This window comes from Paenibacillus sp. A3 (assembly GCF_001399685.1).
Taxonomy (GTDB): domain Bacteria; phylum Bacillota; class Bacilli; order Paenibacillales; family NBRC-103111; genus Paenibacillus_G.
Window position 1 is genome coordinate 81,239 of the sequence record NZ_JTHN01000041.1, and the last position, 24,803, is coordinate 106,041.

Below are 24,803 nucleotides of genomic sequence, written 5' to 3' on the forward strand. Positions count from 1 at the left end.
GAATACGGCAGGTTGTCCCCTCGCTTCCTGCATGCATAATTTGGCTCCGTTTTGTAAATTCTGTTAAAGATAAAGTTCGTTTCCAAGGAGGACTTGGCCGTGCGGTCTATTCCGACGTCCGGCTTCGAGCTGCCGGATCGCTACGAGAAGGATCTGCTGCATCTGATGGTCCGGGATGCCCATACGCTGTTCGTTTATTGGGAAGTCGGCAACCGCAAGCGCTGGCTGTGCTCGCAGCATTTTGAATGCGACTGGGGCGTACTGCCGAAGGTGCTGCGGGTATACGACGTTACCGGCGTATACTTTAACGGAAACAACGCGCACCGTCATTTCGATATCGAGACGACGCCCGAGGCGGACCGCTGGTACATTCACGGGGTTTCGGCCGATACGGTGTGGACCGTCGATTTCGGCGTCTATACGATCCGGCGGCAGTTCGTGCCGCTGCTGCGGTCCGGCGCCGTTCACACGCCGCGGGACAGCGCCGCTCCGTGGGGCGCTCCGCTGCAGCCGACCGTACCGGAGGCACAGGAGCCCGGCAAAACTCCCGCGCGTATACGACCGTACGATTTTGAGAATTTCAGCGCATACCACAGCTGGATGAAATGAGGTTCTTCGTTTATGCTCAACCGAGGCCAGCCGAAGCCGGACCCGAAGGGCTATCTGGCTTTGGTTCTTCACGCCCATCTGCCCTATATCCGGCACTACGATCGCGACGACTATATGGAGGAGCGCTGGTTTTATGAGGCGATGACGGAAACGTACCTTCCCTTCGTCGACCTGTTCGACCGATTGGCGGCGGAAGGCATCGATTTCAGGCTCACCTTCTCGATGACGCCCACGCTGCTGGCGCTATGTACGGACCCGCTGATGCAGGAGCGCTACGCGGTCCATCTGGCCAAGCTGATCCTGCTGGCGGATCAGGAAATCGTCCGGCTTCGGGGCGACGAGCGCTTCGGGCCGTTGGCCCGCCTATACGCCAAACGGTTCCGGGAGCTGAGCCGGCTTTACGAGGCTTGCGGACGCGACATCGTGACCCGCTTTAAGCATTACCAGGATCTCGGCATGCTCGAAATCGTCACCTGCGCCGCGACCCACGGCTTCTTGCCGCTGATGCGGACCGAAGAGGCGATCCGCGCCCAGATTGTTACGGCCGTCCGCGATTACGAACGGCATTTCGGGCGCCCGCCGCGCGGCATTTGGCTGCCCGAATGCGGCATTACCCCCGGGGTGGACCGGGTGCTGAAATCGTGCGGCATCGATTATTTTTTTGCGGACTCTACGGCGGTCGCCTATGCCACTCCGCGCCCGAACCGCGAGCTGTACGCCCCGCTCATGACGCCGTACGGCGTCACGGCGTTCCCGCGCGATCCCGAATCGTCGCAGCAGGTATGGAGCGCCGAGAACGGATATCCGGGCGACTACAACTACCGGGAATATTACCGGGATATCGGCTGGGACCTCGGCTGGCACGATTTGGCGGAATGGGAGCATATTCGTCCGTACGTTTTGCCGACGCACGAACGGGTCAACACGGGCATTAAATATTACCGGATCACCGGCAAAGACGGACACCGCGAGCCGTACAACCCGGGATGGGCAAGAAGCAAGGCCGCCGAGCACGCGGGGAATTTCCTGTTTAACCGGCAAAAGCAGGCGGAGCACTGGTATCATCATTTGGACCGCAAGCCGATCATCGTCTCGCCCTACGATGCCGAGTTGTTTGGCCATTGGTGGTACGAAGGGCCCCTGTGGATCGAGATGCTGTGCCGCAAGCTGTTTTACGATCCGTTCGAGCTGCGGATGGTGACGCCTTCGGAGTATTTGCGGGAGTACCCCGTCGCCGATACGGGCAAAGTGAACGAGTCCAGTTGGGGCCGCGGGGCTTCGGCGGAGGTATGGCTGCAGGGGAACAACGATTGGATTTACCGCCACCTGCACGAAGCGGAGCTGCGGATGATCCGGCTCGCCACGAAGCACGAGCATTTGGAGGAGGGCGAAAGCCTCCTGAGGCGCGCGCTGAACCAAGCGGCCCGCGAGCTGATGCTGGCGCAAAGCAGCGACTGGGCGTTCATTATGGATTCGCAGACGGTCGTCGATTACGCCTGCCGCCGGACGAAGGACCACCTCGGCTGCTTCCGGCTGCTGTGCGAACAAATCGAGGCGCAGGTAATAAACGAATCGTTTGTCACGGAACTGGAAGCAAAGGACAACTGCTTTCCCGGGATCGATTACCGGGATTACGTTTCCATTCACCGGGCGTCGCCGGTTCCACTGCTACCGGATGTGGAGCATTTCCGACAAATTCTGGAGGAAACGAAGCATAGCCCAAACGTGTTCATGCTCGCTTGGGAGTACCCGCCCAAGACGGTCGGCGGGCTCTCCCGCGCCGTGGCCGATCTATCCGAGGCGCTGGCTGCGCAGGACTCGATCGTTCATGTCGTGACGAGCGCACACGACGGCGCGCCGTATTTCGAGAAGCGCGGCGGCGTGTACGTGCACCGTGTTCCGGTGCTGCATTCCGGCGACACGGACTTTTACGATTGGACCTTCGAGATGAATCTGGCCTTCACGGATCATCTTGTCCGCTATAAAGAAAACGGCGGGCGCATCGATCTGCTGCATGCCCATGATTGGATGGTATATCATACGGCGCGCGAGCTGAAGATGAGCTACGGCCTTCCGCTCGTCTGCACGATTCATGCCACCGAATGGGGGCGGAATCACGGACGGCTGAATACCGACCTGTCGAACCGGATTCATCGGCTCGAATGGCGGCTCACCTACGATTCGGAACGCGTATTCGTCTGCAGCCATGCGATGAAACGGGAGGTGCAGGACTTGTTTCAGCAAGCGGACGACAAAATGCTCGTCTTCCCGAACGGCGTGAAGCTGGAGGAGCCAGTCGAAGGCCCGGCCGATTCGCAGGAAGATGCCAAGCGCTGGTTCGGCGTTCAAGGGCGGCGCGTGCTTGTTTTTGTCGGCAGGCTCGTCTTCGAGAAGGGCGTGCAGACGCTGCTCCACGCGATGCCAAGCATTCTGTCGGGCGCGCCGGATACGGTGCTGTTCATCGGCGGCTCCGGGCCGATGGAGGACGAGCTGAAGCGGCAGGCCACCCACCTCGGCGACCGCGTGCGCTTCACCGGGTTCATTGACGACGGGACGAAGGCGGCGCTGTACCGGGCGGCCGACGTATGCGTCATCCCGAGCCTGTACGAGCCGTTCGGCATCGTCGCTCTGGAGGCGATGAAGCACGGATGTCCCGTCGTCTTGTCCGATACCGGCGGACTCGCCGAGCTCGTGGAACACGGCATCGACGGGTACAAAGCGCTGCCCGGCCATGTCGAGTCGCTCGCCTGGCATGTCGGCGACCTGCTGCGGCAGCCGGAGGTCGGGCGAAGCATGGCGGAGCGGGCGCGGCTCAAGCTGGAGCGGCACTATGCTCTGGAACGCATTGCAGATGCTGTAGCGGAGCAGTATCAGGAGCGGATTCGTTCGCGCATGTCTCCGGCATCCGGCGTCGGCTCGTGACAGAGGCCGGCCCTCCGGAGATTCGCAGCACGACAGATCGCCGCAAGGAGGGATGTGTATGAAAGCCGTCATTATGGCCGGAGGCAAAGGGACAAGGCTTCGCCCGTTAACCTGCCATCTCCCGAAGCCGATGGTTCCGCTTGCCGGCCGCCCCTGCATGGAGTACATCATCGAGCTGCTGGAGTCGCACGGGATTACGGATATTGCCGTCACAATCCAATATTTGCCGGACGTTATACGCGATTATTTCGGGGACGGAAGCCGGCATGGCGTCCGCCTCCATTATTTCGAAGAAACGGTGCCGCTCGGCACCGCCGGCAGCGTCAAACACGCCGCCCCGTTTCTGGACGAGCCGTTCGTCGTCATCAGCGGCGATGCGCTGACCGATTTTGATCTGACCAAGGCGATCCGCTTTCATCAAGAGAAGCGTTCGCTCGCCACACTCGTGCTCACCCGGGCCCGGCATCCGCTCGAATACGGCGTCGTGATGACCGACGATGATGGGCGGATCGTCCGCTTCCTCGAAAAGCCGAGCTGGAGCGAGGTGTTCAGCGATACGGTCAATACGGGCATCTATATTCTCGAACCCGAGGTGCTGGACCGCTTCGAGCCGGGCATCGCCTACGATTTCAGCCAGCAGTTGTTCCCGGGCCTTCTCTCCGACGGAAAACCGCTGTACGGCTATGTCGCGGACGGCTACTGGTCGGATATCGGCACGCTGGAACAGTACAGGCAGACGCAGTTCGACATGCTCGACCGCAAGGCGAACGTGCGCATCCGCGGCACCGAGCTGCGGCCCGGCATTTACGTAGGCGAGAACGTTATCACTGCTCCGGACGTCAAATGGATCGGGCCGGCGTTTATCGGCGACGGCTGCCGGATCGGGGAAGGCGTGGAGATCGGCGAGTACAGCATCGTCGGACAGGGCAACGTGCTGTCCGCAGGCAGCGTGCTGGGCCGGACAATCCTATGGGATCATAACCATATCGCTGAACGGAACGAACTGCTCGGCTCGACGCTGGGAAGCCGGATTTTCTGCAAGGAAAGCGCGCGCTTCGCCGACGGAAGCGTCGTCGGGAGCCACTGCGTCATCGGCCCGAAGGCCGTTGTCGAGCCGCAGGTGAAGATATGGCCGAAGAAGCAGGTCCGTGAAAATACGCGGCTGACCTCCTCGTTCATTTGGGGCGAGCATCTGGGCAGGCCGCTGTACAGCGCCTACGGCGTCACCGGCACGCCCAACCTCGATCTGACGCCGGAATTCGCCGCCCGCTTCGCCACCGCCTACGGCTCCGCTCTCGCTGCCGGCAAGCGGCTCGCCGTCAGCTCCGCGCCCCACGAATTCGCGCGGCTGATCAAGCGCACCGTGGCCGCCGGGCTGCAATCCGTCGGCGTCGACGTAGTCGATCTCGGCGACGTGCTGCCGCCGGTCGCCCGCTTCGCCGTCCGCGAGCTGCAAAGCGCCGGGGGCATCCACGTGCGGCTCGGCGCCGACGGGCTCGGCTGCCTCGAATGCTACGACGGGCAGGGCCTGCCGATCGACAAAGCGGCGGAGCGCAAGGTCGAGAACGGCTTCCGGCAGGAGGATTACGGCCGGGCCCCGGCGGAATCGCCCGGGAGCTATCGGACGGACGAGACGATGACGGCGTCGTATCTAGGGGCCCTGCTCGCCTTCACGGCGATGGAAGGCGAAAGCGCCCTGCCGCTGCGCGCCGTCGTCTGCACGCGCCCGGTCGTCTTCGCGCAGCTGCGGCCGCTGCTCGATGCGCTCGGCTGCGAGGCGGTGCATTTGCCCGCCGAAGCGCAGCGCGGGCGGCTGACGGACCATGTCCGCGCGCTGTCGGCCGACCTGGGTCTATGGCTCGACGACGACGCCCGCGGCATGTCGCTCGTTACGTCCGGAGGCGAGACGGTGACAGGCGACCGTCTGCTGCTGCTGCAGTACGTGTCGTTCTTCCACAGCTTCAAATCCGCCGTCATCGGCGCCCCCGTGAGCGCGCCTCACCTGCTCGAAAGCTTGGCGGAAGGGCTCGGCGCCCGGATCGTGCGCACGAAGCAGCAGATTCGCAGCATCATGGAGGTTTCTGCAGACCTTGCGCTGCATCCGCTGTTTGACGGCCTGTTCGCAACCGGGCTCATCGTGCGGAATATGCATCGCAGCGGCCTGCCGCTTGACGAGCTGCTGCGGCTCCTGCCGAGCGTTTACGTCCGGCGCGAGCGGATCGACTGCCCGTGGGACCGCAAAGGCGAAATCATGCGCCGGATGCTGCAGGAAACGAAAGGACGGCCGGTGGAGCTCATCGACGGCATCAAGGTGCACCACGACGGCGGATGGGTGCTGCTGCTCCCTGATTCGGACGACCCGGCCTTCAGCGTCGTCGCCCAAGGGCTTCACGACGAGCATGCGCTGTCGCTCGTTCACGAATACCGCGAGCAAATTCTAAACCTGATGCAGTGAGCATAACCATAAAGTAATGCCCAATTGAACAGTCCGGCTTCACCGGACTTCCCAAAGGAAGGATGATCGTATGAAGCTCATTCCGATCGGCTCGAAGCAGATTGCTTTTGTCCGGTATGACGACCAAGCTTCGCAGATGCACATTCAATACCATACGGGTCATACCCACACGTGCTGCGACGTCCTGCCCGAGCATTACCAGTTGCTGCTCCAGTCTCCCAATCCATACGATTTGCTCATGCAAATGACATCCGCCAAAGCCTGGTGCCCTCCGCAAGCCTGAGGCAGCCGGGCTTTGCCTCTTCCTCCGCTCCGGTCCCATAGCCGACAATTTGAAGCAAACATGCCGCCGGCAGCTGTTTTCACTCATTTTCACGGATTGACCGGCATGGCATAAAAAGGTATCTTAAGAGAAAGCAAGCATTCTGGAACGAGAAGGGTGTGGGTGGATTGCCTAGGCACTTAGTCATCGGAAACGGAAAGTTTTTGATCAACCTGGACCGTAATACGTACATGCGCGATTTGTATTATCCTTACGTCGGGCAGCTCAACCATGTCGGCGGCTATCAATGCCGCATCGGCCTTTGGGTGGACGGCGCTTTTACTTGGCTGGCCGACCCGGAATGGAAGTTCGAGCTTTCGTATATTGAGGACTCTCTGGTAACCGAAGTTCGCGCCTCCCATTACCATCTCGGGATTACTTTGCTTATTAACGACGGCGTGCATCAGCGCGAGGACGTGTATCTGAAACGCGTGCGCGTCCACAATCACTGGGATACCGTGCGCGAAGTGCGCATGTTTTTCAATCAGGACCTCGTCATCAACGAGACCGAGGTGGGCGATACCGCCGCTTATTATCCTCAGAACAATACCGTGTTTCATTATAAAAAAGACCGCTACTTCATGTTCAACGGGCTGGCCGGCACCGACGGCATTTATCAGTACACGACGGGCGTCAAACGGTTTTACAACGCCGAGGGCACGTGGCGCGATGCGGAGGACGGCCATCTGATGGGCAATGCGATCGCCCAGGGCTCGGTCGACAGCACCGTCAGCTTCCGGCTTCATGTGCCGCCGAACGGCGACGAGACGCTCTACTACTGGATGAGCGCAGGCAAAAATCTCGAAGAAGTGAAGAAGCTCGACAACTACGTCAAAGAAAGCTATCCGGGCAAGCTGCTGGACCGGGTAGAAATCTATTGGCAGCGCTGGGTCAACAAGCCGGAGGAACGCGATTACGGCAACCTGAGCGAGGCCTGTGTGCGGTTGTACAAGCACAGCCTGTTAATCGTCCGGACGCAGACCGACGTGAACGGCGCGATCATCGCGGCGAACGACTCCGACATCATGCAGTCCAACCGCGACCACTACAGCTATATGTGGCCCCGGGACGGTGCGCTGATCGCTTATGCGATGACCATGGCCGGCTATCAAGGCATGATTACGCCGTTCTTCAACTTTTGCGCGGAGGCCCTCTCGCCGGACGGCTACCTGCATCACAAATACAATCCCGACGGAACGGTCGGCTCCAGCTGGCATCCGTACCTCAACGGCGGCAACATGCAGCTGCCGATTCAAGAGGACGAGACCGGGCTCGTCCTGTTCGCGCTGTGGCAGGACTACGTCCGCCACGGCATCATCGAGCTGCCGCAGTCGCTGTACCGGACGTTGATCCGCCGCGCGGCGCGCTTTATGGCCGGCTATATCGAGCAGGAGCTGAGCCTGCCGAAGCCGAGCTACGACCTGTGGGAGGAGCGGTACGGCATCTTCACATTCACCGCATCGGCCGTCTACGGCGGTCTCATTGCAGCCGCCAACTTCTGCAGCCTGTTCGGAGACGAAGAGCGGTCCAGCCGCTACCGGCATACGGCGGAGAAAATCAAGTCCGGCATCCTCAAGCATCTGTGGGACGAAGAGGAGCAGCGTTTCGTGCGGGGACTCGTGCTGGACGGCGGAGCCTGGGTGAAAGACAAGACGCTGGAGAGCAGCGTCTACGGCATTTTCGAGTTTGGCGTGCTCCCGGCCGACGACCCGCGCGTCGTCAGCACGATGGAGGCCAACCGGGCCGGACTCACGATCAAAACGGACATCGGCGGCGTCGCCCGTTACCATCACGACTATTACTTCCAGCGTTCGTCGGATATTGATACCGTCCCGGGCAATCCGTGGATCATCTGCACGCTGTGGATCGCGGAATGGGAGATCGAGTGCGCCAAGACGCTGGAAGATCTCGAATCGCCGCGGCGCACGCTCGAATGGGTCGTCAGCCACGCGATGGAAAGCGGCGTTTTGCCGGAGCAGCTTGACCCGTTCGACGGCGGGCCGGTATCGGTCGCCCCGCTCACCTGGTCGCACGCCACCTATGTGCTGACCGTCGTCAAGTACACGGAGAAATATAAAAAGCTGCTGGCCGCCAGCAAAGCGTAAACCCGGCAGCTTTCGTAATAGCAAAAAACATGCCGGCAAGACGGGTCGTCCGTCCTTCCGGCATGTTTTTTGTTCTGCGCGGCTCCTCCTGCATCCTCCTATCGCCTGCTACCGCTTGCGGGGAATGCTGAGCGTCTGCCAATGCTCGCTTTTCAGGTGCTTGCCCAAAAAGACGATCTGCCCGACATGGTATCCGTAATGGGAAACCTGGCGTTGAATCGCCTTCAGCACCGTATGCGCTTCGCCGCGGATATATACGGTGCGCAGCACATCCTCCGGCGTCAGCGAACGCAGAGCCTGAAATACCCGCTCCCAGCCTGCCTCCCACAGCCGCAGCAGCTCGGTCCGGGGGAGCCGGCTGACTTCGAATTCGCCGTCCCGGTTGCGGTCCGGCTTCTCGCCGTCCGTCGTCAAAAAATCGGTCCAGCGCGATATCATATTTCCATGCATATGCTTGATCAGTAGTTCCATTGAGTTGGATTCCGGATCGATCGTTTCGTAAAAGTGCGCGTCCTCCAGTTGGCTCATCGTTCCGTCGGCCAGCTTCTTCATGCTTTCAAAAGCCAAAATCGATTCTTTCAAAAATTCGTCGCCAAGTTGAATCGGTTGGTTCATCATGATCCTCCCTTTCCGCGAAATGGGTACAACCCCATCTTACGGGAACGAGTCCGGAAAGTACATTCCCGTTTTTTTATCGGGGCGATAAGCCGTACAAACGGTAGACGCAAAAAAAGCCTGACCGAAGTCAGGCTGCCGTACCTTTTTATTCATGCACGTAGGTTTGTTCGTATTTGTCCGCTTCCCACAGCCGGTCAAGCTCGGCGGGATCGCTCATTTCGACGACGATCATCCAGCCTTGGCCATACGGGGACAGGTTGATGACGCCCGGGTTTTCCGTCAGCTTCGGATTGACGCTAACGACTTTACCGGATACCGGAGCATACAGCTCCGTCACCGTCTTGACCGATTCCATGCTGCCGAACGGTTCGCCGGCCTGAAGGACGTCTCCCTCTTCGGGGAGCTCCACAAAGACGATGATCCCGAATTCCTCTTGGGCAAAATCAGTGAGGCCGATCACGGCTCTCCCGTTCTCCACCCGCACCCATTCATGATTCTCGCTGTACTTGAGCCCCTTGATCACTTCCATAAGCTTGTTTTCGGCCCCTTTACTCCAAGTAGTGAAAAACCCCCTAGCCTGCCGCAAGACAGGCCGAGGGGGATATGCGCGGCGTATGAAGACGATTATTTCGCCGTCAGGTGCTTGTCGCCTTTTTTCCAGCCGATCGGGCACAGACCGCCGGATTGCAGAGCTTCGAGAACGCGGAGCGTTTCTTCGACGCTGCGGCCTACATTGTTGTGATGAACGACTTGGTATTGCAGTTCGCCTTCCGGGCTGATGATGAACAGGCCGCGCAGCGCGATGCCTTCTTCTTCGATCAGAACGCCGTAGTCGCGCGATACTTGTTTCGTAATATCGGCAGCCAACGGGAAGTTCAATTGGCCAAGGCCGTTTTGATCTACCGGCGTGTTGATCCATGCGCGGTGGGAATGAATGCTATCGATGGAAACGCCGAGGATTTCGGCATTGATCGCTTTAAATTGCGAAGCGGCTTCGCTGATTGCCGTAATTTCCGTCGGGCACACGAAAGTGAAGTCCAGCGGATAGAAGAACAATACGAGCCACTTGCCTTTATAGTCGGACAAGGAAACTTTGCCGAACTCTTGTCCGTTCCCAAGGGCGGTGTCCATTGTAAAATCGGGTGCTTGTTTACCTACCAAACGTTCTGCCATGTTCCAAAAATCCTCCCTTAAATTTGGTTATTGATCACGGTTTTTCACGTTATAAATCGTATCATTCGGAGCCCATTGAAGTCAAGATTAAACTAATTACTTTTTTATAATAATTCTAATCTGTGACGATCCAGACACAAAACTACGCTGTAGAAAACAGAAAAAACTCTTAAGAAATCGGAATTCCTCAAGAGTTTTTTGCTGTCCGGTCTTGCTATTCGATTCCTATTTGCGGATGGCGTTAACGATCAGCTCGCCCATTGCGGTCGTACCGATGGCCTTGCTCTTGTCGACGGCAATGTCTCCGGTGCGGTGACCCGCGTCCAGCACTTCCTTCACGGCACGCTCGATCGCTTCGGCGGCATCATGGTAGCCGAACGTCAGGCGGTACATCAGCGCTACGGACAAGATCGTCGCGATCGGATTCGCAATGCCTTGGCCCGCAATATCCGGCGCAGAGCCGTGCACCGGCTCGTACAGGCCGAACGCCCCTTCGCCCAGGGAGGCGGAGGACAGCATGCCGATCGACCCCGTCAGCATCGCCGCTTCGTCGCTCAGAATGTCGCCGAACATGTTCTCCGTCACGATGACGTCGAAGCTGGACGGACGGCGCAGAAGCTGCATCGCGCAGTTGTCGACGAGCACGTGCTCCAGCTCGACGTCCGGGTAATCCGGCGCGATCCGGTTGACCGTTTCTCTCCACAGACGGGACGTTTCCAGCACGTTCGCTTTATCGACGGAAGCCAGCTTCTTGCGGCGGGTACGGGCGATCTCGAACGCTTGGCGCACGATGCGCTCCACTTCCGTGACGTTGTATACGCACGTATCGACCGCCTCTTCTCCGTTCGCGCCCTCGCGGCGGAATTTCTCTCCGAAGTAAATCCCCCCGGTCAGCTCGCGCACGACGATCAGGTCCGTGCCTTCAAGCACTTCCGGCTTCAGCGTGGAAGCTTCCTTCAAGCAATCGAATACGTTAGCCGGACGAATGTTGGAGAACAAGCCGAGCGCCTTGCGGATTCCGAGCAATCCCGTTTCCGGACGCAGCTCCTTCGGATTGTTGTCCCATTTCGGGCCGCCGACGGCTCCGAGCAGCACGGCGTCCGCTTTCTTACAAATCGCCAGCGTGTCCTCCGGCAGCGGTGTTCCTTTCTCGTCAATGGCGATACCGCCGAACAAGCCGTGCTCGAACTCAAAACGGTACCCGAACACATCCTCGGTTTTTTTCATGACTTTAATCGCTTCCGCCACAACCTCGGGACCGATGCCGTCCCCGGCGATAACGGCAATTTTCTTCACGTCTGCCATTGGTTTCACTCCTAAATAAGTTCATTATCTCTTTTGTAGCACATTTGTCCGTCTTTGCGCCAAGACATAAATCGAATAAATTTGATAGACAAAACCTATAACCCTCAACGTACCGATAACCGGCCTCCCGGACCTTCTCCAGAGCTGGAAGGCGGGACGCGCTCCGAATCGCGCACGCAGGCGCCCTTCTATTCCATTTTGACCTCTTTGCGGCGTCCCATATACCACTTGACGAACGACTCGGCCAGCTCGACCGGCGCATCGTCGATCCCGGCACGACGTACCGGCTTAGCCCGGTTCATGGTCCCGACGGACGCGAGCCCCAGCCATTTTTGAAATAGGCTGCGGGTGACGTTCACTTCAATAATCTTCTCCCGCTTCGATACGAATAAAGCCGTTGTCAGACTTCCCGTTTGGAACTGAATGAAGTTATCCTTCAAGACGTACCGCGTATTGGCGTAATCAAGCCATCTGGCTACAAAGATCCATATCAGCAAAACGCCGGATAAAACCCACCAAGTCTGTTCAAATCCAAGGAACCGCGGCTTGAAATAAAATAGAGCGGCCGTCGATAGAATCCAAACCCAGCTTGGCCTTAGCATGCGGACCCATAACGACTTCCGGGGAAGACGGTTCATCTCGCGGGTCACTTCATAAGCCGGCAGCATTTCCGAAATCATCTCATAGGCGCGCCGAACAGGCAAAAAAGGATACAGCGAGCTGATTTCCAGCTTGTCTTCTCCGTCGCCAAGGCCTCCTGCGCTGGTCAGCTTCACTTCGGCGAGTCCGAGCAAGCGTTTCAGCACGGACTGCGTAATTTCAACCGCCTGCACCCTTTGCTTGGCTATGGAAAATACCGTTTCGTCGATCAGGCCTTTGGTGATGTAAATCCGGTCGGGATCGGAAGAAATCTCGTATTTCCCATACTTCACAAAGGTTCTGACGATTCCGAAAGCGACAGAGACCACAGCGAGCACAACGATCAGAATCGCGGCAATCCACCAGGAGTTCATAATGATGGAAAGCAAACCTTTCGCCTCTTGCTTCACATGAAAGAATTGATCGATTTTGGAATAAGCGGAACCGAGCAAAGGAATAAGGAGCAGAAAGCTTAAGGATGTAAAGGAAGCTCTTATAATATCCTTTCTTGTCGGCTTAAAATGAACGGTCCGCCGCGAATTCACCGCTTCGGCATGCGACTCCGCGGCAGCTTCGCCGTCCTGTACCGTCATCGGCCCGCCCGGCACCGGGCTCGCCACGTGCTTTTCCATATTGTCGGCTTCCGCTAACGAGATGACCTCGAATTCGACGGCGGCCTCTTCGCCGGTGAGGCCTGTTTCGAATCGAATGGAAGTCACGTTAAACAGCCGATGGAATAAGGTTGTGTGACGGTTGACGTTTTGAATTTTGGCAAAAGGAATCGTTCGTCCGGATTTGGTGAACACCCCTTCATATAGATGAAACGAAGCATCGTCGAGCTTGTATTTGTGCGTCAGCCACTTCGAAAGAATGACAAGAACGGAGACCCCAACAAACAGGAAAAAAGCAATCCGTCCATACTTGAGAAAAGCGGAATCCGAACCGGATTTGATCACGAACAAGTACATGGCGATGATAAACGAGAATTTGCCCAGCTTCCATAATTTCCAAACCATCGACAGCGGATGATGCCGTTTCGCTTCGGTCATGACTCCACTTCCTTTAGTTTGGCGAAATGGGCAATTTGATCCCTTAACTCAATCGCGACCTCTTTAGGCAGAGCAGGTATGGCATGCGTCGATCCCATCGTTTTGATCGAGACCGAGCAGAGGCCGTACTTTCGCAGAAGCGGTCCTTGTTTCGTGGCGACCGACTGGATTTTGGTCATCGGGACGAGCTGATGCTCTTCGTTTAACGCGCCCGATTTCAGCTGCAAAAACTCTTCATTAATATCGTAGCGCCAATTGTTATAGAGTAAAAACGGTCTATAGAAAGACCAGATCGCAGACGGCACGGAAATGACAGCAAGACCGATAAGAATCCAGCCGATCCACGCTTTCCATGCGTACCGATGGTCCAAATAGAGCAAAGCCCCAAGCAGAACAAAGCCGATGACATTCGAAATCGTTTCACTGATGATCCATACTTTGACCGCATCCCTGGACAATCGTCTTTGAGGCGCGTCAATTGGAGAAAACATAATTTTCACCCCTATAGCTCCATGCTGCCATGTTCAAGTTTCTAATTTTAACCTTAGCAGCTTTCATCATCTTAATCAATAAATTTTTATCGATAAACGATAAATTTTTATTGTTTAGGATAAAATAATATGGTAGATTAATGAACTGAAGCAGCCTTTTGCCCGACTCGTTACTACAATTCTGCTATAAAGGAGTTATCCTTCATGAAAGCAAAGATCATATTTAAAATAGGCGCGATCCTGTGTCTCATTTGTTTTTATTTTGTTATCTTGGTAGGGATTTTTGCATTAGGGGAACATTCCTTACATCTGTGGAGCCCGGATAGCGATCTCACCCGGTCCTTCGGAGACTTCCAGCCTTTATTCAGCTATATCGATCTTAACTTTTATCAGCAGCCGCAGCTCTACACCGATCCTTCCTTTATTCAACTATCGCTCATTTCCACGGCGTGCATGCTCTTGTTCATGCTCTTGTTCCTATGGTTTATGCGCAAGCTGCTGAACAATATATATGAAGATAGCCTCTTTTCGTATGAGAACGTGTCGATTGTTTTCAAATTAGGGCTGACGATCATCGTTGCGGGGTCGGCCTATACGTATACGGACGGCCTTCTGTTATCGAAGGCGTTTGCGGCCTTAACGGTTTCCAATGCGCAGATTTCGCTTTCCAACCTGTCCTATGTCGATACGATAACCGGCGGGATCGTGCTCCTGTTGATCTCTTGGGCTTTAAAAATAGCGGTACATGCAGTGGAGGAAAATAGCAAAACAATTTAACGGCGAAGTAGGCGATAAGATGATAAGAATCAAACTGGATGTCGTGATGGCGGAGCGTAAAATGTCGTTAAACCGGCTCTCCGAACTGGTCGGCATCACGCCGGCGAATTTGTCGATCTTAAAAAACGAAAACGGCAAAGCCATTCGCTTTACGACGCTTGATGCGTTGTGCAAAGCTTTAAACTGCCAGCCCGGCGATTTAATGGAATATATCGACGAGACCGAAAGTGGCCAAATGAGGTAATAGAGGGTTACGAGAGGGGTGGGGTATCTACTTCCGGTCGCTGTTGTCTGCAGGAAATTTTTATTAGAAGCCGCTTAGCAGCGGGTATTTCCCGCAGACAAAGGCGAACGCTATCGCTCCTCCAGTAGATACCCCACCTCCGTATGTATCTCTATTCTTAAATCAAAACCTCTTTCTCAATACTCTGAAGGAACCCTTATGCGGGGTTTCTTTTGTTTGAATAATAACTACTGCTTGATCCCAAGCATCCTGATTCGTTCCAAAGACCGCAGCAGTGGTGGCCGCTTTTCTTGCTTCCGACCACCTGCCCCTGCTCTATCGCAAATCCCGCAGCAGCCGCAAGTTCCCCAGCGTCAGCACACTTTTCCACGCTTCTTTCGCTAGCGGCCATACGTCCTCGTACTGTCCCCAAGACCACGCCGGCTCCCAAGCCCCCTCCTCCGTCTGACCCCGGACGATGAATTCCAGATTAACCGGTATGATATCCTTGTACCACTCGTAGTATGGAGATTGCCGTGTTGTCGCCACTTGAACCGGGTGCAGCCCGTACCCGCTCCATTGTGCGGGATCGATCGTGACACAGCGGCCAATCATCGTGTCGAGCCGCTCGGCGATCCGTGCCCACTGGTCGCCGGCGAGCCGCTCGGACAGGCGCAAGTAGCACAACAGCTCATGGAATTCGTCCAGCGACGATTCTTCGCACAGCTTACCGACGGCAAGCTCCGTCAGCTTGTCCGCCCAGCCTTCCGCCTCCGGCCATTCCCGGAACTGAATAAAGTAGCCCGCGATTTCCGCATTCGGATTGCCCCAGTACGGATTCGCCTTGCTGTAATTCCACCATGGAGCCCGAGGGGACCGCTCAACCTTCGGCGGCACCTTGTCCCAACCCGAAATCGCAGGGTCGTACGTCTGCGTAAAGTAGCGCAGCGCTTTTCTGGTCATCTCCCCGCCTGCCTCCCGGGGAAGCAGGGACAGCGTTTGCAGCGCTACGGTCGTGGCAATGGCCGAGGACGCCTCGCAGCGAATATCCGGCTCCAGTCCATGCCCAAAGCCGCCGTCTTCGTTCTGGTAGGGCTCGAGCGCCCTGACTACGTCCGCCGAGCGTCCCCCTTCGAACTCGTACTTATACATCGCCTTCTCCAGCGGCCGCGCTTTCGTTTGCAGGTAGTGCTTGGCCCGTTCTTCCGCCGCTGCAGCGGCTCTATTGAATTCCATTGCTCACACGCCTCCTTGATGTTCGATTTCCGTATACCAGTGTAACCGGGCTAGGGCGACTTGTATTGAACAAATCGGACATCGGTGGATGAGAACGGGAACCCTTGCGTACATGGTGGCCGGACCACCTGCTAGGACATTATCAACGAGGAAGGAAGCTCGCCGTAAAAGCGCTTGAAGTCGCGAATAAAATGCGCCTGATCGCAGTATCCGTAAGCCCCGGCGACTTCCTGCCAAGAAAGCTTGGGCTGCCTTTCCGCATCGCGCAGTATATTTTGAAACCGGACAATGCCGCAAAACGTTTTCGGTCCCAGCCCGATCCGGCCGTCGAACAGCCGCTGCAGCTGCCTTGCGCTAATATTCCCCGCCCGGGCCAACTGCTGAACGCTGATCGTCCCCCTGGCCGCAAAAATACGCATCATCGCCTCATGCAGCGCTGGTGGTGCTTCGGCCCTGCCATTATCCGCAGCCGCCAACAGGCGGAGCAGCGCCGTTTCGACACGGACGATCCGTTCCGCCGTCCCTGCGGCAAGCCTCAGATGCTCCCCGAGCTCCCCCGCCGCTTTCCCCCATACGTCCGTTCCCCGAAACAGCGCATTTTTAAACTCGCCGAGCGGCACTCCTATAAAGGGGTACGCTCCTCCCGGAAAAAACCGCACCGCAAACGTTTCCGAAGCACCCTCGCGCTTCGGCTCCGGGCTGAAGGGAAGCTCAAACGCCCCGCAATAACGGATGGAAACGTCTCCCCCGCCCGCGGCTTCCCATTCGAAAATCAAATCCGTACAGCCGTCCGGAACGACGGTGACCGCAGATTCGTTCCACAATCCCGTTCCATCCGTCCGGGAGCTCCAATAGCACGATACATACGCCCTAAGTGCGGGGCAAGGCTTGTATTCCGCGTAATGACCTGGGGTGCGCGTCCCCTGCGTCGGTTCGAACATCAGGTAAGATTCCACATCGTCCGCCCTCTTCCATCTCCGTGCTGATACAAATAGTTTACCACACCGGTCGTCCGGACACCTTGGCATCCTACGAACGGCTGTTGGCACTACGGCCGCTGTCGGCGTTTGGCGGCAGTTGTCATCTCCCCCCGATAAGTTTACAATTAAATTTATCGATTGGAGCAACATTCACTTCTTTTCGTCAAAGGAGCCCTAAACCGATGAAATACCGTTTTTCCGATACAACCAAAGCTTTTGAATCGTCGGCCGTGCGCGAGATCCTGAAATTGACCCAGGGCCGTTCGATCATTTCGCTCGCCGGCGGCTTGCCGAACGAGCAGTATTTTCCGGTAGAAGCGGTCAACGAAGCGTTCGATCGCGTGTTCAAGCAGGGCAAGGGCGTGCTGCAGTACGGCTTGACCGAAGGCTATACGCCGCTGCGCGAGAACATCTCGAAGCATCTGGAACGCAAAGGCATCCGCGCCGGCGTCGACAATATGCTGCTGACGACAGGGTCGCAGCAAGCGATCGACCTGCTCACCCGCGTCTATATCGATCCGGGCGACGTCATTCTCGTCGAGCGGCCGACTTACTTGGCTGCTATTCAAGTGTTCCAATCCCGCCAGGCGAAACTTATTTCCGTCGACTGCGACGCGGACGGCATGATTCCCGAGGATCTGGAACGTAAAATCAAGCAGCACCGCCCGAAGCTCGTTTACGTCATCCCGACCTTCTCCAACCCGACGGGAAAATCGTGGAGCTTGGACCGGCGCCAGAGCACATTGAACCTGTGCAAAGCCAACGATGTGCTGATTTTGGAGGACGACCCGTACGGCGAGCTGCGCTTCGGCGGCGGCGAGCCGATGCCGTCGATTTTCTCGTTGGAGCAGGAAGCGAATGGCGGCGCGGTTGTCTACACCAGCACGTTCTCGAAAATCGTTGCTCCGGCGCTGCGCACGGGCTGGGTCATCGGCGACGAGCAGGTGATCCGTCACATGACCCGCGCCAAGCAAGCGGCCGACCTTCACTCCAGCACGATGGATCAGCAGGCGCTGCATCAGCTGTTTGAGCATTTCGATTTATACGGCCATATCGATCAGATCCGGACGGCTTACGAGACGCGGATGCGGCAGATGATCGACCTGATGAAAGCGAAAAACTGGGACGGCGTGAAGTGGATCGAGCCGAAAGGCGGCATGTTCGTCTGGGTGGAAATGCCGGAGCATATCAACACGCAGGAGCTGCTTAAGCTGGCTGTCGAAGAAGGCGTCGCTTTCGTCCCGGGCATCAGCTTCTTCGCGAACGAACCGCAGACGAACACGATGCGGCTGAACTTTACCCATACGAACAGCGAGGACATGATCCGCGCTTTCGACCGGTTGGACCGCGCCCTGCAGCGCATGCAGCAGACTACGGCACGTTGAGCGAACGAAGGTAAATTCTTGAACACTAAAAAACCGTTCACCACACGTAAGAAAGTGAACGGTTTTTATGTTTCCAAGACTTATAAAACAAGTCCCATAATCTATGGAATTGCATTCTTTTTATTGGTGTTGATCAATTATTTTTGCAATAAAAAAGCTGAAAGTGCTTCCTTCCAGTGGCGTAAATCTTTAAGACCATTTACCCGAATAGCCATATGATCCATCACGGAGTATGAAGGTCTCGGAGCCGGACGCGGAAATTCTGATGTGCTCACAGGGTTTACCTGTACATGCTGCAATCCAGCCTGTTGAAAGATTTCTTTACTAAATTCGTACCATGAGCATACGCCCGTATTTGACGCATGATACGTCCCATACAATTCTTTATCCAGTAATTGCAATACGAACTCAGCTAAGTCTGCCGTATACGTAGGCGAGCCGAACTGGTCATGCACTACATTTAGCTGGGCACGTTCTCCGGCCAATTTTAGCATCGTATTTACAAAATTGGAACCATGCTTTCCAAATAACCAAGAAGTTCTTATAATATAATGCTTCGGAATCCATTGGCGAACAAATTGTTCCCCTGCTAATTTAGATTTGCCATAAACGCTTTGTGGAGAAGTCGGAGAAAACTCATTATACGGAACTTGTGATGTCCCGTCGAATACATAATCCGTACTGATATATATCAATTTGGCACTGCAATTCTGTGCAGCCATAGCAATATTTCTTGTGCCGTAAGCGTTGACAGCATATGCTTCATCCATATCTTGTTCGGCCTGGTCCACTTTAGTATAAGCAGCTGAGTGGACAATAATGTCAGGACACTTTTCCGAAATTACGCATTCTACGGCCTTCCTATCAGTGATATCCAAGTTCTTACTAGATGTACCGAAAACCTCAAATCCTGTTTCTTTAAAGAGATCAATGAGATCGGTTCCTAATTGTCCGGAAGCACCAGTAACGAATATTCTCATTACACTCTCCCATTTATTCGCATGGCGTACTGTTTCTCATAATATTGCTGATATTGCCCATTAATAATGCGTTCCCACCAAGCTTGATTTTGCAGATACCATTGGATCGTCTCTTTGATACCTGATTCAAAATTATATTTAGGGGTCCAGCCTAATTCCTTTGTAATTTTACTTGCATCTATTGCATAGCGGCGGTCATGCCCAGGGCGGTCTTTAACAAATTGAATCAAATCATCTGATTTCCCTAACTCCGCCAAAATTGTTTTGACAATCTGTATATTCGTCTTCTCGTTATTCCCTCCAACATTATAGACTTCTCCATCAATTCCTTTATGAAGCACATAATCGATTGCACAGCAATGGTCTTCTACATGCAGCCAATCTCGAATATTTAAACCATCCCCATATACGGGCAGCGATTTATTGTTAATTGCATTGATAATCATTAACGGAATGAGCTTTTCAGGGAATTGATAGGGTCCATAGTTATTGGAGCATCGTGTTATATTTATCGGTAAACCATAAGTTTCATGATAAGCCCGAACAAGCAGATCAGCACCCGCTTTACTGGAAGAGTACGGGCTGTTCGCAGCTAGTAGCGTCGTTTCTGTAAATAAACCGGTTTCTCCAAGAGTACCGTATACTTCATCGGTAGAGATTTGAAGAAATTTTGTAATATTATACTTCTTTGCCGCATCAAGCAAAACTTGTGTCCCTAGAACGTTTGTTTTCACAAAAATATCAGGTTCCGTAATACTTCGATCTACGTGAGATTCCGCGGCAAAATTGACAATAGCCTCTACTCCGTCTGCTACAACCGACTCCACAAAATCACGTTCCGTGATATCTCCTTTAATAAAGCGATAGTTTGGTAAAAGATGAACTGATCTCAAACTTTCCAAATTTCCCGCATAAGTAAGAGCATCAAAATTAACAAATTCATAATTCGGATATCGATGGGTCATATAAATAATAAAATTACTTCCAATAAATCCAGCACCGCCGGTAATTAGTACTTTCATATGGCCTCCATTAAATAAAGTTAATTTCAGCATCCTGAAGTAACGAATGCTTTTCATCCTTGGCTGAAAGCTGAGGATTGTTTATAGGCCATTCAATACCAAGACTTGGGTCATTCCATATAATTCCACGGTCATGTTCGGGTGAGTAGTATTCGTCTACCTTATAAATGACTTGAGTATTTGGAACCAACGTACAGAAACCATGGGCAAACCCTTTTGGGACTAACAACTGCCTTTTATTAAACTCACTTAAAATAACACCATACCATTCCCCAAAGGTGGGCGAGGATTTTCTGATATCAACAACAACATCAAAAATAGCCCCGGCAATTACCCTTACAAGCTTTGATTGTGCCTTCGGTTCCAGTTGATAATGAAGCCCTCTCAACACACCCGCATCGCATGATAAGGAATGGTTATCTTGAACAAATGAATAATTAGCACCTGATATTTTAAAAATTTGTTCATTATAGCTCTCCATAAAAAAACCACGTGAATCTTCAAATACAATAGGCTCGATCAGCTTCACTTCTTGAAACTTTGTAGGGTATATTTTCAAGAAAACCCTCTCCATCAGTAAACTTTATTTTTAAATGTTACGGCCAAAATGATCTCCGAATTCAAGTCCTACTGCTAATTCATTTGCCCTTGCTAAGGAAGTGTGAGTTCCAGCGTCAGTCCACCAACCTTGAAGAACATCATAGGTTAATTCATTATTTTGAATGTACGCGTTATTTACGTCAGTGATTTCAAGCTCTCCACGCCCCGAAGGCTTCAATGTTTTAATAACATCAAATACCTTGTTATCATACATATAAATTCCGGTTACGGCTAATGAACTTTTCGGTACTACTGGTTTTTCTTCGATAGAAACAATTTTTTCCATCGATAGTTCCGCAACACCGTAACGTTCAGGATCATGAACCTCTTTGAGGAGAATCTTTGCTCCTTGGCTTTGTTTATCGAAATTTTGGACATAAGGACTTATATTATCTTCAAACACATTATCTCCTAAAATAACCACCATGGAATCCTGACCGACAAAATTTTGAGCCAATCCCAAAGCTTGAGCAATTCCGCCAGCTTGATCTTGCACTTTATACGTAAAAGTTACTCCAAATTCATGACCGCTGCCCAAAAGGTTGACTACATCACCCATATGTTCCCGGCCAGTTACAATAAGAATTTCATAAATATCTGCTTGAATCAATTTATGAATCGCGTGGTAAATCATAGGATACTTACCTACTGGCAAAAGATGTTTATTCGTTACTTTCGTAAGAGGATAGAGCCTGGAACCGGTTCCGCCTGCAAGTATAATTCCTTTCATGTCGACCTCCGTATAATGTATGAAATAAGCTGAAACGGATCCACTTTAAAAAGAAATTTGTTCAAGAAACATCGTTGAACAAAAAATCTCCTTTTGTTGAAAGGCAGGCTGCTATCATACCTCTCCCTCTAAAGGAGACATCTCTTGGATATCACACATTATATATCGGCCATTGAAATGCGTTTCTTTAGTTCTAAGTACATAGTATCTTTTTACATAAACTCAGTCTGCAGGTATCGAAATAAGGTTGGGGAATCATGCGGATTGAACGAAAAAAGCCGGCACCCAAGGAGCCGGCAAAAACAAACAAGAAATGTGCCTATTCTTATATCAACGTCACATTATCGCGGCTGCGGGCCGGACTTTTGCGCTTCTCGATCAAGCGGTTGATCGCGTCCACGTACGCGCGGGCGCTCGCTTCGAGAATATCCGTGCTAACGCCGCGGCCGAGCACGGCGTAATCGCCCTGCTTCAGCACCACGTGCACTTCGCCAAGCGCATCCTTGCCGTGCGTAACCGATTGGATCGAATAGTCGTCGAGCTCGACTTCTTCCTTGGTCGCCTTGTCGATCGCTTTGTAGATCGCATCGACAGAGCCGTTGCCGACGGCCGCTTCTTCCAGGTGGCCGCCTTCCAGCAGCTTAATCCGCACGGTAGCCGTCGGAGTCGATTGATTGCCGTACGAGACTTGAATCGTCTCAAGCGAGAACACCTCGGGCGTCTCGATCAGCTTCTCTTCGAGCAGTGCGACAATGTCTTCGTCCGTGACGTTCTTCTTCTTGTCGGCCAAGTCTTTGAACTTGGCGAACGCGGCATTCACATGCTCGTCGTCGAGGTTGTAGCCGAGGTCGACCAGCTTCTCGCGGAACGCATGGCGTCCGGAGTGCTTGCCGAGCACCAGCTTGCTCTCCTTGAGCCCGATCGTCTCCGGCGACATAATCTCGTACGTCGTCTTTTCCTTCAGCATGCCGTCCTGATGGATACCGGATTCGTGCGCGAACGCATTGGCGCCGACAATCGCCTTGTTGCCCGGCACGACCATACCGGTCAGCTTGCTGACCAAACGGCTCGTACGGGCAATCTCGGACAGCGTGAGCGTCGTCTTCGCTTGGAAAAACTCCTGACGCGTCTCTAGCGCCATCGCCACTTCCTCGATCGACGTATTGCCTGCGCGTTCGCCGATGCCGTTGATCGTCCCTTCGATCTGGTCCGCTCCGTTCAGAATCGCCGCCAGCGCATTCGCCGTCGCCATGCCCAAGTCGTCGTGACAGTGCGCGCTGAGCTGAATTTTCTGGATGCCCGGCACGTTCTCTTTCAATGTCTTGAAAATGTTGCCGTATTCATAAGGCGTCATGTAACCGACCGTATCCGGGATGTTCACAACCGTCGCGCCCGCGCGGATCGCCATCTCCGTCACTTCGCACAGAAAATCGAGCTCGGTACGGCCGGCATCTTCCGGCGAAAACTCGATTTTGCTGAAATACTTCTTCGCGTAACGGATCGCCGCTTCCGCCGTTTCAAGCACTTGGTGCTTTTCCATCCGCAGCTTGTGCTGGCGGTGAATCGGCGAGGTAGCGAGGAACAAATGCAGACACGGGTCCTGCGCATCCTTCAGCGCTTCGCGGGCCGCCTCGATGTCCTGCTCGCGGGAACGCGACAGGGCGATAACCGAGGCATTTTTCACGGCGCGGGCCACGGCGCTGACACCCGCCAAGTCTCCGGGCGAGGCTGCCGGGAAGCCGGCTTCCATCCGATCGACGCCGAGCTTCTCGAGCTGCAGCGCAATCTCGACTTTTTCCTGCATGTTCAGGTTGACGCCCGGCGACTGTTCGCCGTCACGAAGCGTCGTATCGAAAATATAAATTTTTCTCATGGGTCTTGGCCGGCCTCCTTTGGAAATGACTTGCATTAAAGCAGAAAAAGGTGCGATCCGAAACGGGCAGGGATCGGATCTCTTGTTGTCCATTCCCTGCGCCGCTTCAAACCGACCTTATGCCGCTTCTCCGTTATACGTTGAGATTGTCTGCCGTATTACTTCTTGATCCAGTGCATCAATTCGCGCAGCTGGGAACCGACTTGCTCGATCGGATGCTCGGCTTCCAGACGGCGGGTAGCTGTCAGGAACGCACGGCCCGATTGGTTCTCCAAAATGAAGTCGCGGGCGAATTTGCCTTGTTGGATGTCGGACAGGACGCGTTTCATTTCTTTCTTCGTTTCTTCCGTAATGATGCGAGGACCTGTGACATAGTCGCCATACTCCGCCGTGTTGGAGATGGAATGTCTCATCGTCGCGAGGCCGCCTTCGTACATCAGGTCAACGATCAGCTTCAGCTCGTGCAAGCACTCGAAGTAAGCCATTTCCGGCGCGTAGCCTGCTTCCACCAGCGTTTCGAAGCCTGCTTTAACGAGCGCGGAAGCACCGCCGCACAGAACGGCTTGCTCACCGAACAGGTCGGTTTCGGTTTCTTCGCGGAACGATGTTTCGATGACGCCCGCGCGGGTGCAGCCGATCCCTTTGGCATATGCCAAGCCGATAGCTTTCGCTTGACCGCTTGCATCTTGCTCAACCGCAATCAGGCCGGGTACCCCGAAGCCTTCGACGTACACGCGGCGAACCATGTGGCCCGGCGATTTCGGAGCGACGAGGAATACGTCTTTATCCGCAGACGGTTGAATTTGGCCGAAATGAACGTTGAAGCCGTGGGAGAACATGATAGCTGCGCCATGCTTCAGGTTCGGTTCGATTTCGTTTTTGTATACGCTCGCTTGGGTTTCGTCCGGCATCAGAAGCTGTACGACGTCAGCAAGCTTGGTCGCTTCCGCTACGGAGTAAACTTCGAAACCGTCGTTTTTCGCTTGCTCGAAGGAACGGCCTTGACGAAGTCCGATGATGACTTTCAAGCCGCTGTCGCGCAGGTTTTGCGCTTGGGCGTGGCCTTGGCTGCCGTAGCCGATGATGGCGATCGTTTTCCCTTTCAATACGTTCAAATCAGCGTCTTTTTCATAGTACATCGTAACTGCCATGGATAATAGCTCCTCCTTTGAATTAAAACCCTGTGAACGGGTGCTCGAACGGACGACGGGGGACAGGAAGCTCGGACCGCCGGCCGGGTTGGCCCTGTCATCCGCATGAGCCCCCGTTCACAGGACCATCTTGATATTAGTAATAAAACGAAAAATGA

22 protein-coding genes are annotated in these 24,803 nt (G+C 54.4%); 8 read left to right on the forward strand and 14 right to left on the reverse strand.

Annotated elements, in window-relative coordinates; all coding sequences use genetic code 11:
- The first annotated feature begins 99 nt into the window (after positions 1–99).
- The 5 genes from QJ48_RS06120 (at position 100) to QJ48_RS06140 (ending at position 8,413) form a co-directional block, all read left to right on the forward strand.
- Positions 100–609 carry a DUF4912 domain-containing protein gene (locus tag QJ48_RS06120; protein ID WP_054972756.1) on the forward strand — a complete coding sequence of 170 codons (510 nt, stop codon included), beginning with the start codon at positions 100–102 and terminating at the stop codon, positions 607–609.
- 12 nt (positions 610–621) lie between these two features.
- Complete coding sequence (locus QJ48_RS06125; RefSeq protein WP_054972757.1) at positions 622–3,531, forward strand: 1,4-alpha-glucan branching protein domain-containing protein; 2,910 nt, start codon at positions 622–624, stop codon at positions 3,529–3,531.
- 58 nt (positions 3,532–3,589) lie between these two features.
- On the forward strand, positions 3,590–5,986 hold the full coding sequence (locus tag QJ48_RS06130; protein WP_054972758.1) for a sugar phosphate nucleotidyltransferase: 2,397 nt from the start codon (positions 3,590–3,592) through the stop codon (positions 5,984–5,986).
- Between the two features lie 70 nt (positions 5,987–6,056).
- The gene (locus QJ48_RS06135) at positions 6,057–6,269 is read left to right on the forward strand and encodes a KTSC domain-containing protein (RefSeq protein WP_054972759.1); all 213 of its coding nucleotides are present in this window, start codon (positions 6,057–6,059) and stop codon (positions 6,267–6,269) included.
- Positions 6,270–6,436: 167 nt separating this feature from the next.
- Positions 6,437–8,413, forward strand: coding sequence for a glycoside hydrolase family 15 protein (locus QJ48_RS06140; protein ID WP_193394405.1), 1,977 nt, complete (start codon positions 6,437–6,439; stop codon positions 8,411–8,413).
- Positions 8,414–8,521: 108 nt separating this feature from the next.
- Here the strand turns inward: QJ48_RS06140 and QJ48_RS06145 are convergent, their stop codons facing one another.
- From QJ48_RS06145 to QJ48_RS06170, 6 genes are all read right to left on the reverse strand, one after another.
- On the reverse strand, positions 8,522–9,028 hold the full coding sequence (locus QJ48_RS06145) for a DUF1572 family protein (protein WP_054972760.1): 507 nt from the start codon (positions 9,026–9,028) through the stop codon (positions 8,522–8,524).
- A 148-nt stretch (positions 9,029–9,176) separates the two neighbouring features.
- Positions 9,177–9,560 (reverse strand): glycine cleavage system protein GcvH, encoded by a 384-nt coding sequence (gcvH, locus tag QJ48_RS06150; protein ID WP_036694249.1) that lies wholly within the window; start codon positions 9,558–9,560, stop codon positions 9,177–9,179.
- A gap of 95 nt (positions 9,561–9,655) precedes the next feature.
- The gene (locus tag QJ48_RS06155) at positions 9,656–10,204 is read right to left on the reverse strand and encodes a peroxiredoxin (RefSeq protein ID WP_054972761.1); all 549 of its coding nucleotides are present in this window, start codon (positions 10,202–10,204) and stop codon (positions 9,656–9,658) included.
- Between the two features lie 225 nt (positions 10,205–10,429).
- The gene (gene leuB, locus QJ48_RS06160) at positions 10,430–11,509 is read right to left on the reverse strand and encodes a 3-isopropylmalate dehydrogenase (RefSeq protein ID WP_054972762.1); all 1,080 of its coding nucleotides are present in this window, start codon (positions 11,507–11,509) and stop codon (positions 10,430–10,432) included.
- 188 nt (positions 11,510–11,697) lie between these two features.
- Positions 11,698–13,197 (reverse strand): PH domain-containing protein, encoded by a 1,500-nt coding sequence (locus tag QJ48_RS06165; protein ID WP_054972763.1) that lies wholly within the window; start codon positions 13,195–13,197, stop codon positions 11,698–11,700.
- A complete protein-coding gene (locus QJ48_RS06170) occupies positions 13,194–13,688 on the reverse strand; it encodes a PH domain-containing protein (protein ID WP_054972764.1) in 495 nt (164 codons plus the stop codon). The genes QJ48_RS06165 and QJ48_RS06170 overlap by 4 nt, the downstream gene beginning before the upstream one ends.
- A 204-nt stretch (positions 13,689–13,892) precedes the next feature.
- Between QJ48_RS06170 and QJ48_RS06175 the strand changes: the two genes are divergently transcribed.
- Positions 13,893–14,465: a DUF2975 domain-containing protein gene (locus QJ48_RS06175; RefSeq protein WP_054972765.1), complete on the forward strand. Its 573-nt coding sequence runs from the start codon at positions 13,893–13,895 to the stop codon at positions 14,463–14,465.
- 19 nt (positions 14,466–14,484) lie between these two features.
- Positions 14,485–14,709, forward strand: coding sequence for a helix-turn-helix transcriptional regulator (locus tag QJ48_RS06180; RefSeq protein ID WP_054972766.1), 225 nt, complete (start codon positions 14,485–14,487; stop codon positions 14,707–14,709).
- 315 nt (positions 14,710–15,024) lie between these two features.
- On the opposite strand, the gene QJ48_RS06185 is transcribed toward QJ48_RS06180, so the two are convergent.
- Together QJ48_RS06185 and QJ48_RS06190 are read right to left on the reverse strand one after the other, a co-directional pair.
- The gene (locus QJ48_RS06185) at positions 15,025–15,924 is read right to left on the reverse strand and encodes a hypothetical protein (RefSeq protein ID WP_054972767.1); all 900 of its coding nucleotides are present in this window, start codon (positions 15,922–15,924) and stop codon (positions 15,025–15,027) included.
- A gap of 131 nt (positions 15,925–16,055) precedes the next feature.
- Positions 16,056–16,880 (reverse strand): helix-turn-helix domain-containing protein, encoded by an 825-nt coding sequence (locus tag QJ48_RS06190; RefSeq protein WP_054972768.1) that lies wholly within the window; start codon positions 16,878–16,880, stop codon positions 16,056–16,058.
- A gap of 206 nt (positions 16,881–17,086) precedes the next feature.
- On the opposite strand from QJ48_RS06190, the gene QJ48_RS06195 reads away from it, so the two are divergent.
- Positions 17,087–18,289, forward strand: coding sequence for a PLP-dependent aminotransferase family protein (locus tag QJ48_RS06195; protein ID WP_054972769.1), 1,203 nt, complete (start codon positions 17,087–17,089; stop codon positions 18,287–18,289).
- Positions 18,290–18,426: 137 nt separating this feature from the next.
- Here the strand turns inward: QJ48_RS06195 and rfbD are convergent, their stop codons facing one another.
- From rfbD to ilvC, 6 genes are all read right to left on the reverse strand, one after another.
- Positions 18,427–19,269, reverse strand: coding sequence for a dTDP-4-dehydrorhamnose reductase (gene rfbD / locus QJ48_RS06200; protein ID WP_054972770.1), 843 nt, complete (start codon positions 19,267–19,269; stop codon positions 18,427–18,429).
- Positions 19,269–20,291 (reverse strand): dTDP-glucose 4,6-dehydratase, encoded by a 1,023-nt coding sequence (gene rfbB, locus QJ48_RS06205; RefSeq protein WP_054972771.1) that lies wholly within the window; start codon positions 20,289–20,291, stop codon positions 19,269–19,271. Before rfbB ends, rfbD begins: the two co-directional genes overlap by 1 nt.
- A 10-nt stretch (positions 20,292–20,301) precedes the next feature.
- Positions 20,302–20,850, reverse strand: a complete 549-nt coding sequence (gene rfbC, locus QJ48_RS06210; protein ID WP_054972772.1) for a dTDP-4-dehydrorhamnose 3,5-epimerase — start codon at positions 20,848–20,850, stop codon at positions 20,302–20,304.
- Between the two features lie 30 nt (positions 20,851–20,880).
- Complete coding sequence (locus QJ48_RS06215; protein WP_054972773.1) at positions 20,881–21,621, reverse strand: sugar phosphate nucleotidyltransferase; 741 nt, start codon at positions 21,619–21,621, stop codon at positions 20,881–20,883.
- A 325-nt stretch (positions 21,622–21,946) separates the two neighbouring features.
- Entirely contained in the window at positions 21,947–23,494 is a 1,548-nt protein-coding gene (locus QJ48_RS06220) for a 2-isopropylmalate synthase (protein WP_054972774.1), read from the reverse strand.
- Positions 23,495–23,652: 158 nt separating this feature from the next.
- Positions 23,653–24,645 (reverse strand): ketol-acid reductoisomerase, encoded by a 993-nt coding sequence (gene ilvC, locus QJ48_RS06225; RefSeq protein WP_010499554.1) that lies wholly within the window; start codon positions 24,643–24,645, stop codon positions 23,653–23,655.
- Between the last annotated feature and the right edge of the window lie 158 nt (positions 24,646–24,803).

Bases quoted from the DNA above. Each gene is read 5' to 3' on its own strand.
- QJ48_RS06125 (WP_054972757.1), top strand. From the start codon at position 622: ATGCTCAACCGAGGCCAGCCGAAGCCGGACCCGAAGGGCTATCTGGCT.
- QJ48_RS06130 (WP_054972758.1), top strand. From the start codon at position 3,590: ATGAAAGCCGTCATTATGGCCGGAGGCAAAGGGACAAGGCTTCGCCCG.
- QJ48_RS06135 (WP_054972759.1), top strand. From the start codon at position 6,057: ATGAAGCTCATTCCGATCGGCTCGAAGCAGATTGCTTTTGTCCGGTAT.
- QJ48_RS06145 (WP_054972760.1), bottom strand. From the start codon at position 9,028: ATGAACCAACCGATTCAACTTGGCGACGAATTTTTGAAAGAATCGATT.
- gcvH (WP_036694249.1), bottom strand. From the start codon at position 9,560: ATGGAAGTGATCAAGGGGCTCAAGTACAGCGAGAATCATGAATGGGTG.
- QJ48_RS06155 (WP_054972761.1), bottom strand. From the start codon at position 10,204: ATGGCAGAACGTTTGGTAGGTAAACAAGCACCCGATTTTACAATGGAC.
- leuB (WP_054972762.1), bottom strand. From the start codon at position 11,509: ATGGCAGACGTGAAGAAAATTGCCGTTATCGCCGGGGACGGCATCGGT.
- QJ48_RS06165 (WP_054972763.1), bottom strand. From the start codon at position 13,197: ATGACCGAAGCGAAACGGCATCATCCGCTGTCGATGGTTTGGAAATTA.
- QJ48_RS06170 (WP_054972764.1), bottom strand. From the start codon at position 13,688: ATGTTTTCTCCAATTGACGCGCCTCAAAGACGATTGTCCAGGGATGCG.
- QJ48_RS06175 (WP_054972765.1), top strand. From the start codon at position 13,893: ATGAAAGCAAAGATCATATTTAAAATAGGCGCGATCCTGTGTCTCATT.
- QJ48_RS06180 (WP_054972766.1), top strand. From the start codon at position 14,485: ATGATAAGAATCAAACTGGATGTCGTGATGGCGGAGCGTAAAATGTCG.
- QJ48_RS06185 (WP_054972767.1), bottom strand. From the start codon at position 15,924: ATGGAATTCAATAGAGCCGCTGCAGCGGCGGAAGAACGGGCCAAGCAC.
- QJ48_RS06195 (WP_054972769.1), top strand. From the start codon at position 17,087: ATGAAATACCGTTTTTCCGATACAACCAAAGCTTTTGAATCGTCGGCC.
- rfbD (WP_054972770.1), bottom strand. From the start codon at position 19,269: ATGAGAATATTCGTTACTGGTGCTTCCGGACAATTAGGAACCGATCTC.
- rfbB (WP_054972771.1), bottom strand. From the start codon at position 20,291: ATGAAAGTACTAATTACCGGCGGTGCTGGATTTATTGGAAGTAATTTT.
- QJ48_RS06215 (WP_054972773.1), bottom strand. From the start codon at position 21,621: ATGAAAGGAATTATACTTGCAGGCGGAACCGGTTCCAGGCTCTATCCT.
- QJ48_RS06220 (WP_054972774.1), bottom strand. From the start codon at position 23,494: ATGAGAAAAATTTATATTTTCGATACGACGCTTCGTGACGGCGAACAG.
- ilvC (WP_010499554.1), bottom strand. From the start codon at position 24,645: ATGGCAGTTACGATGTACTATGAAAAAGACGCTGATTTGAACGTATTG.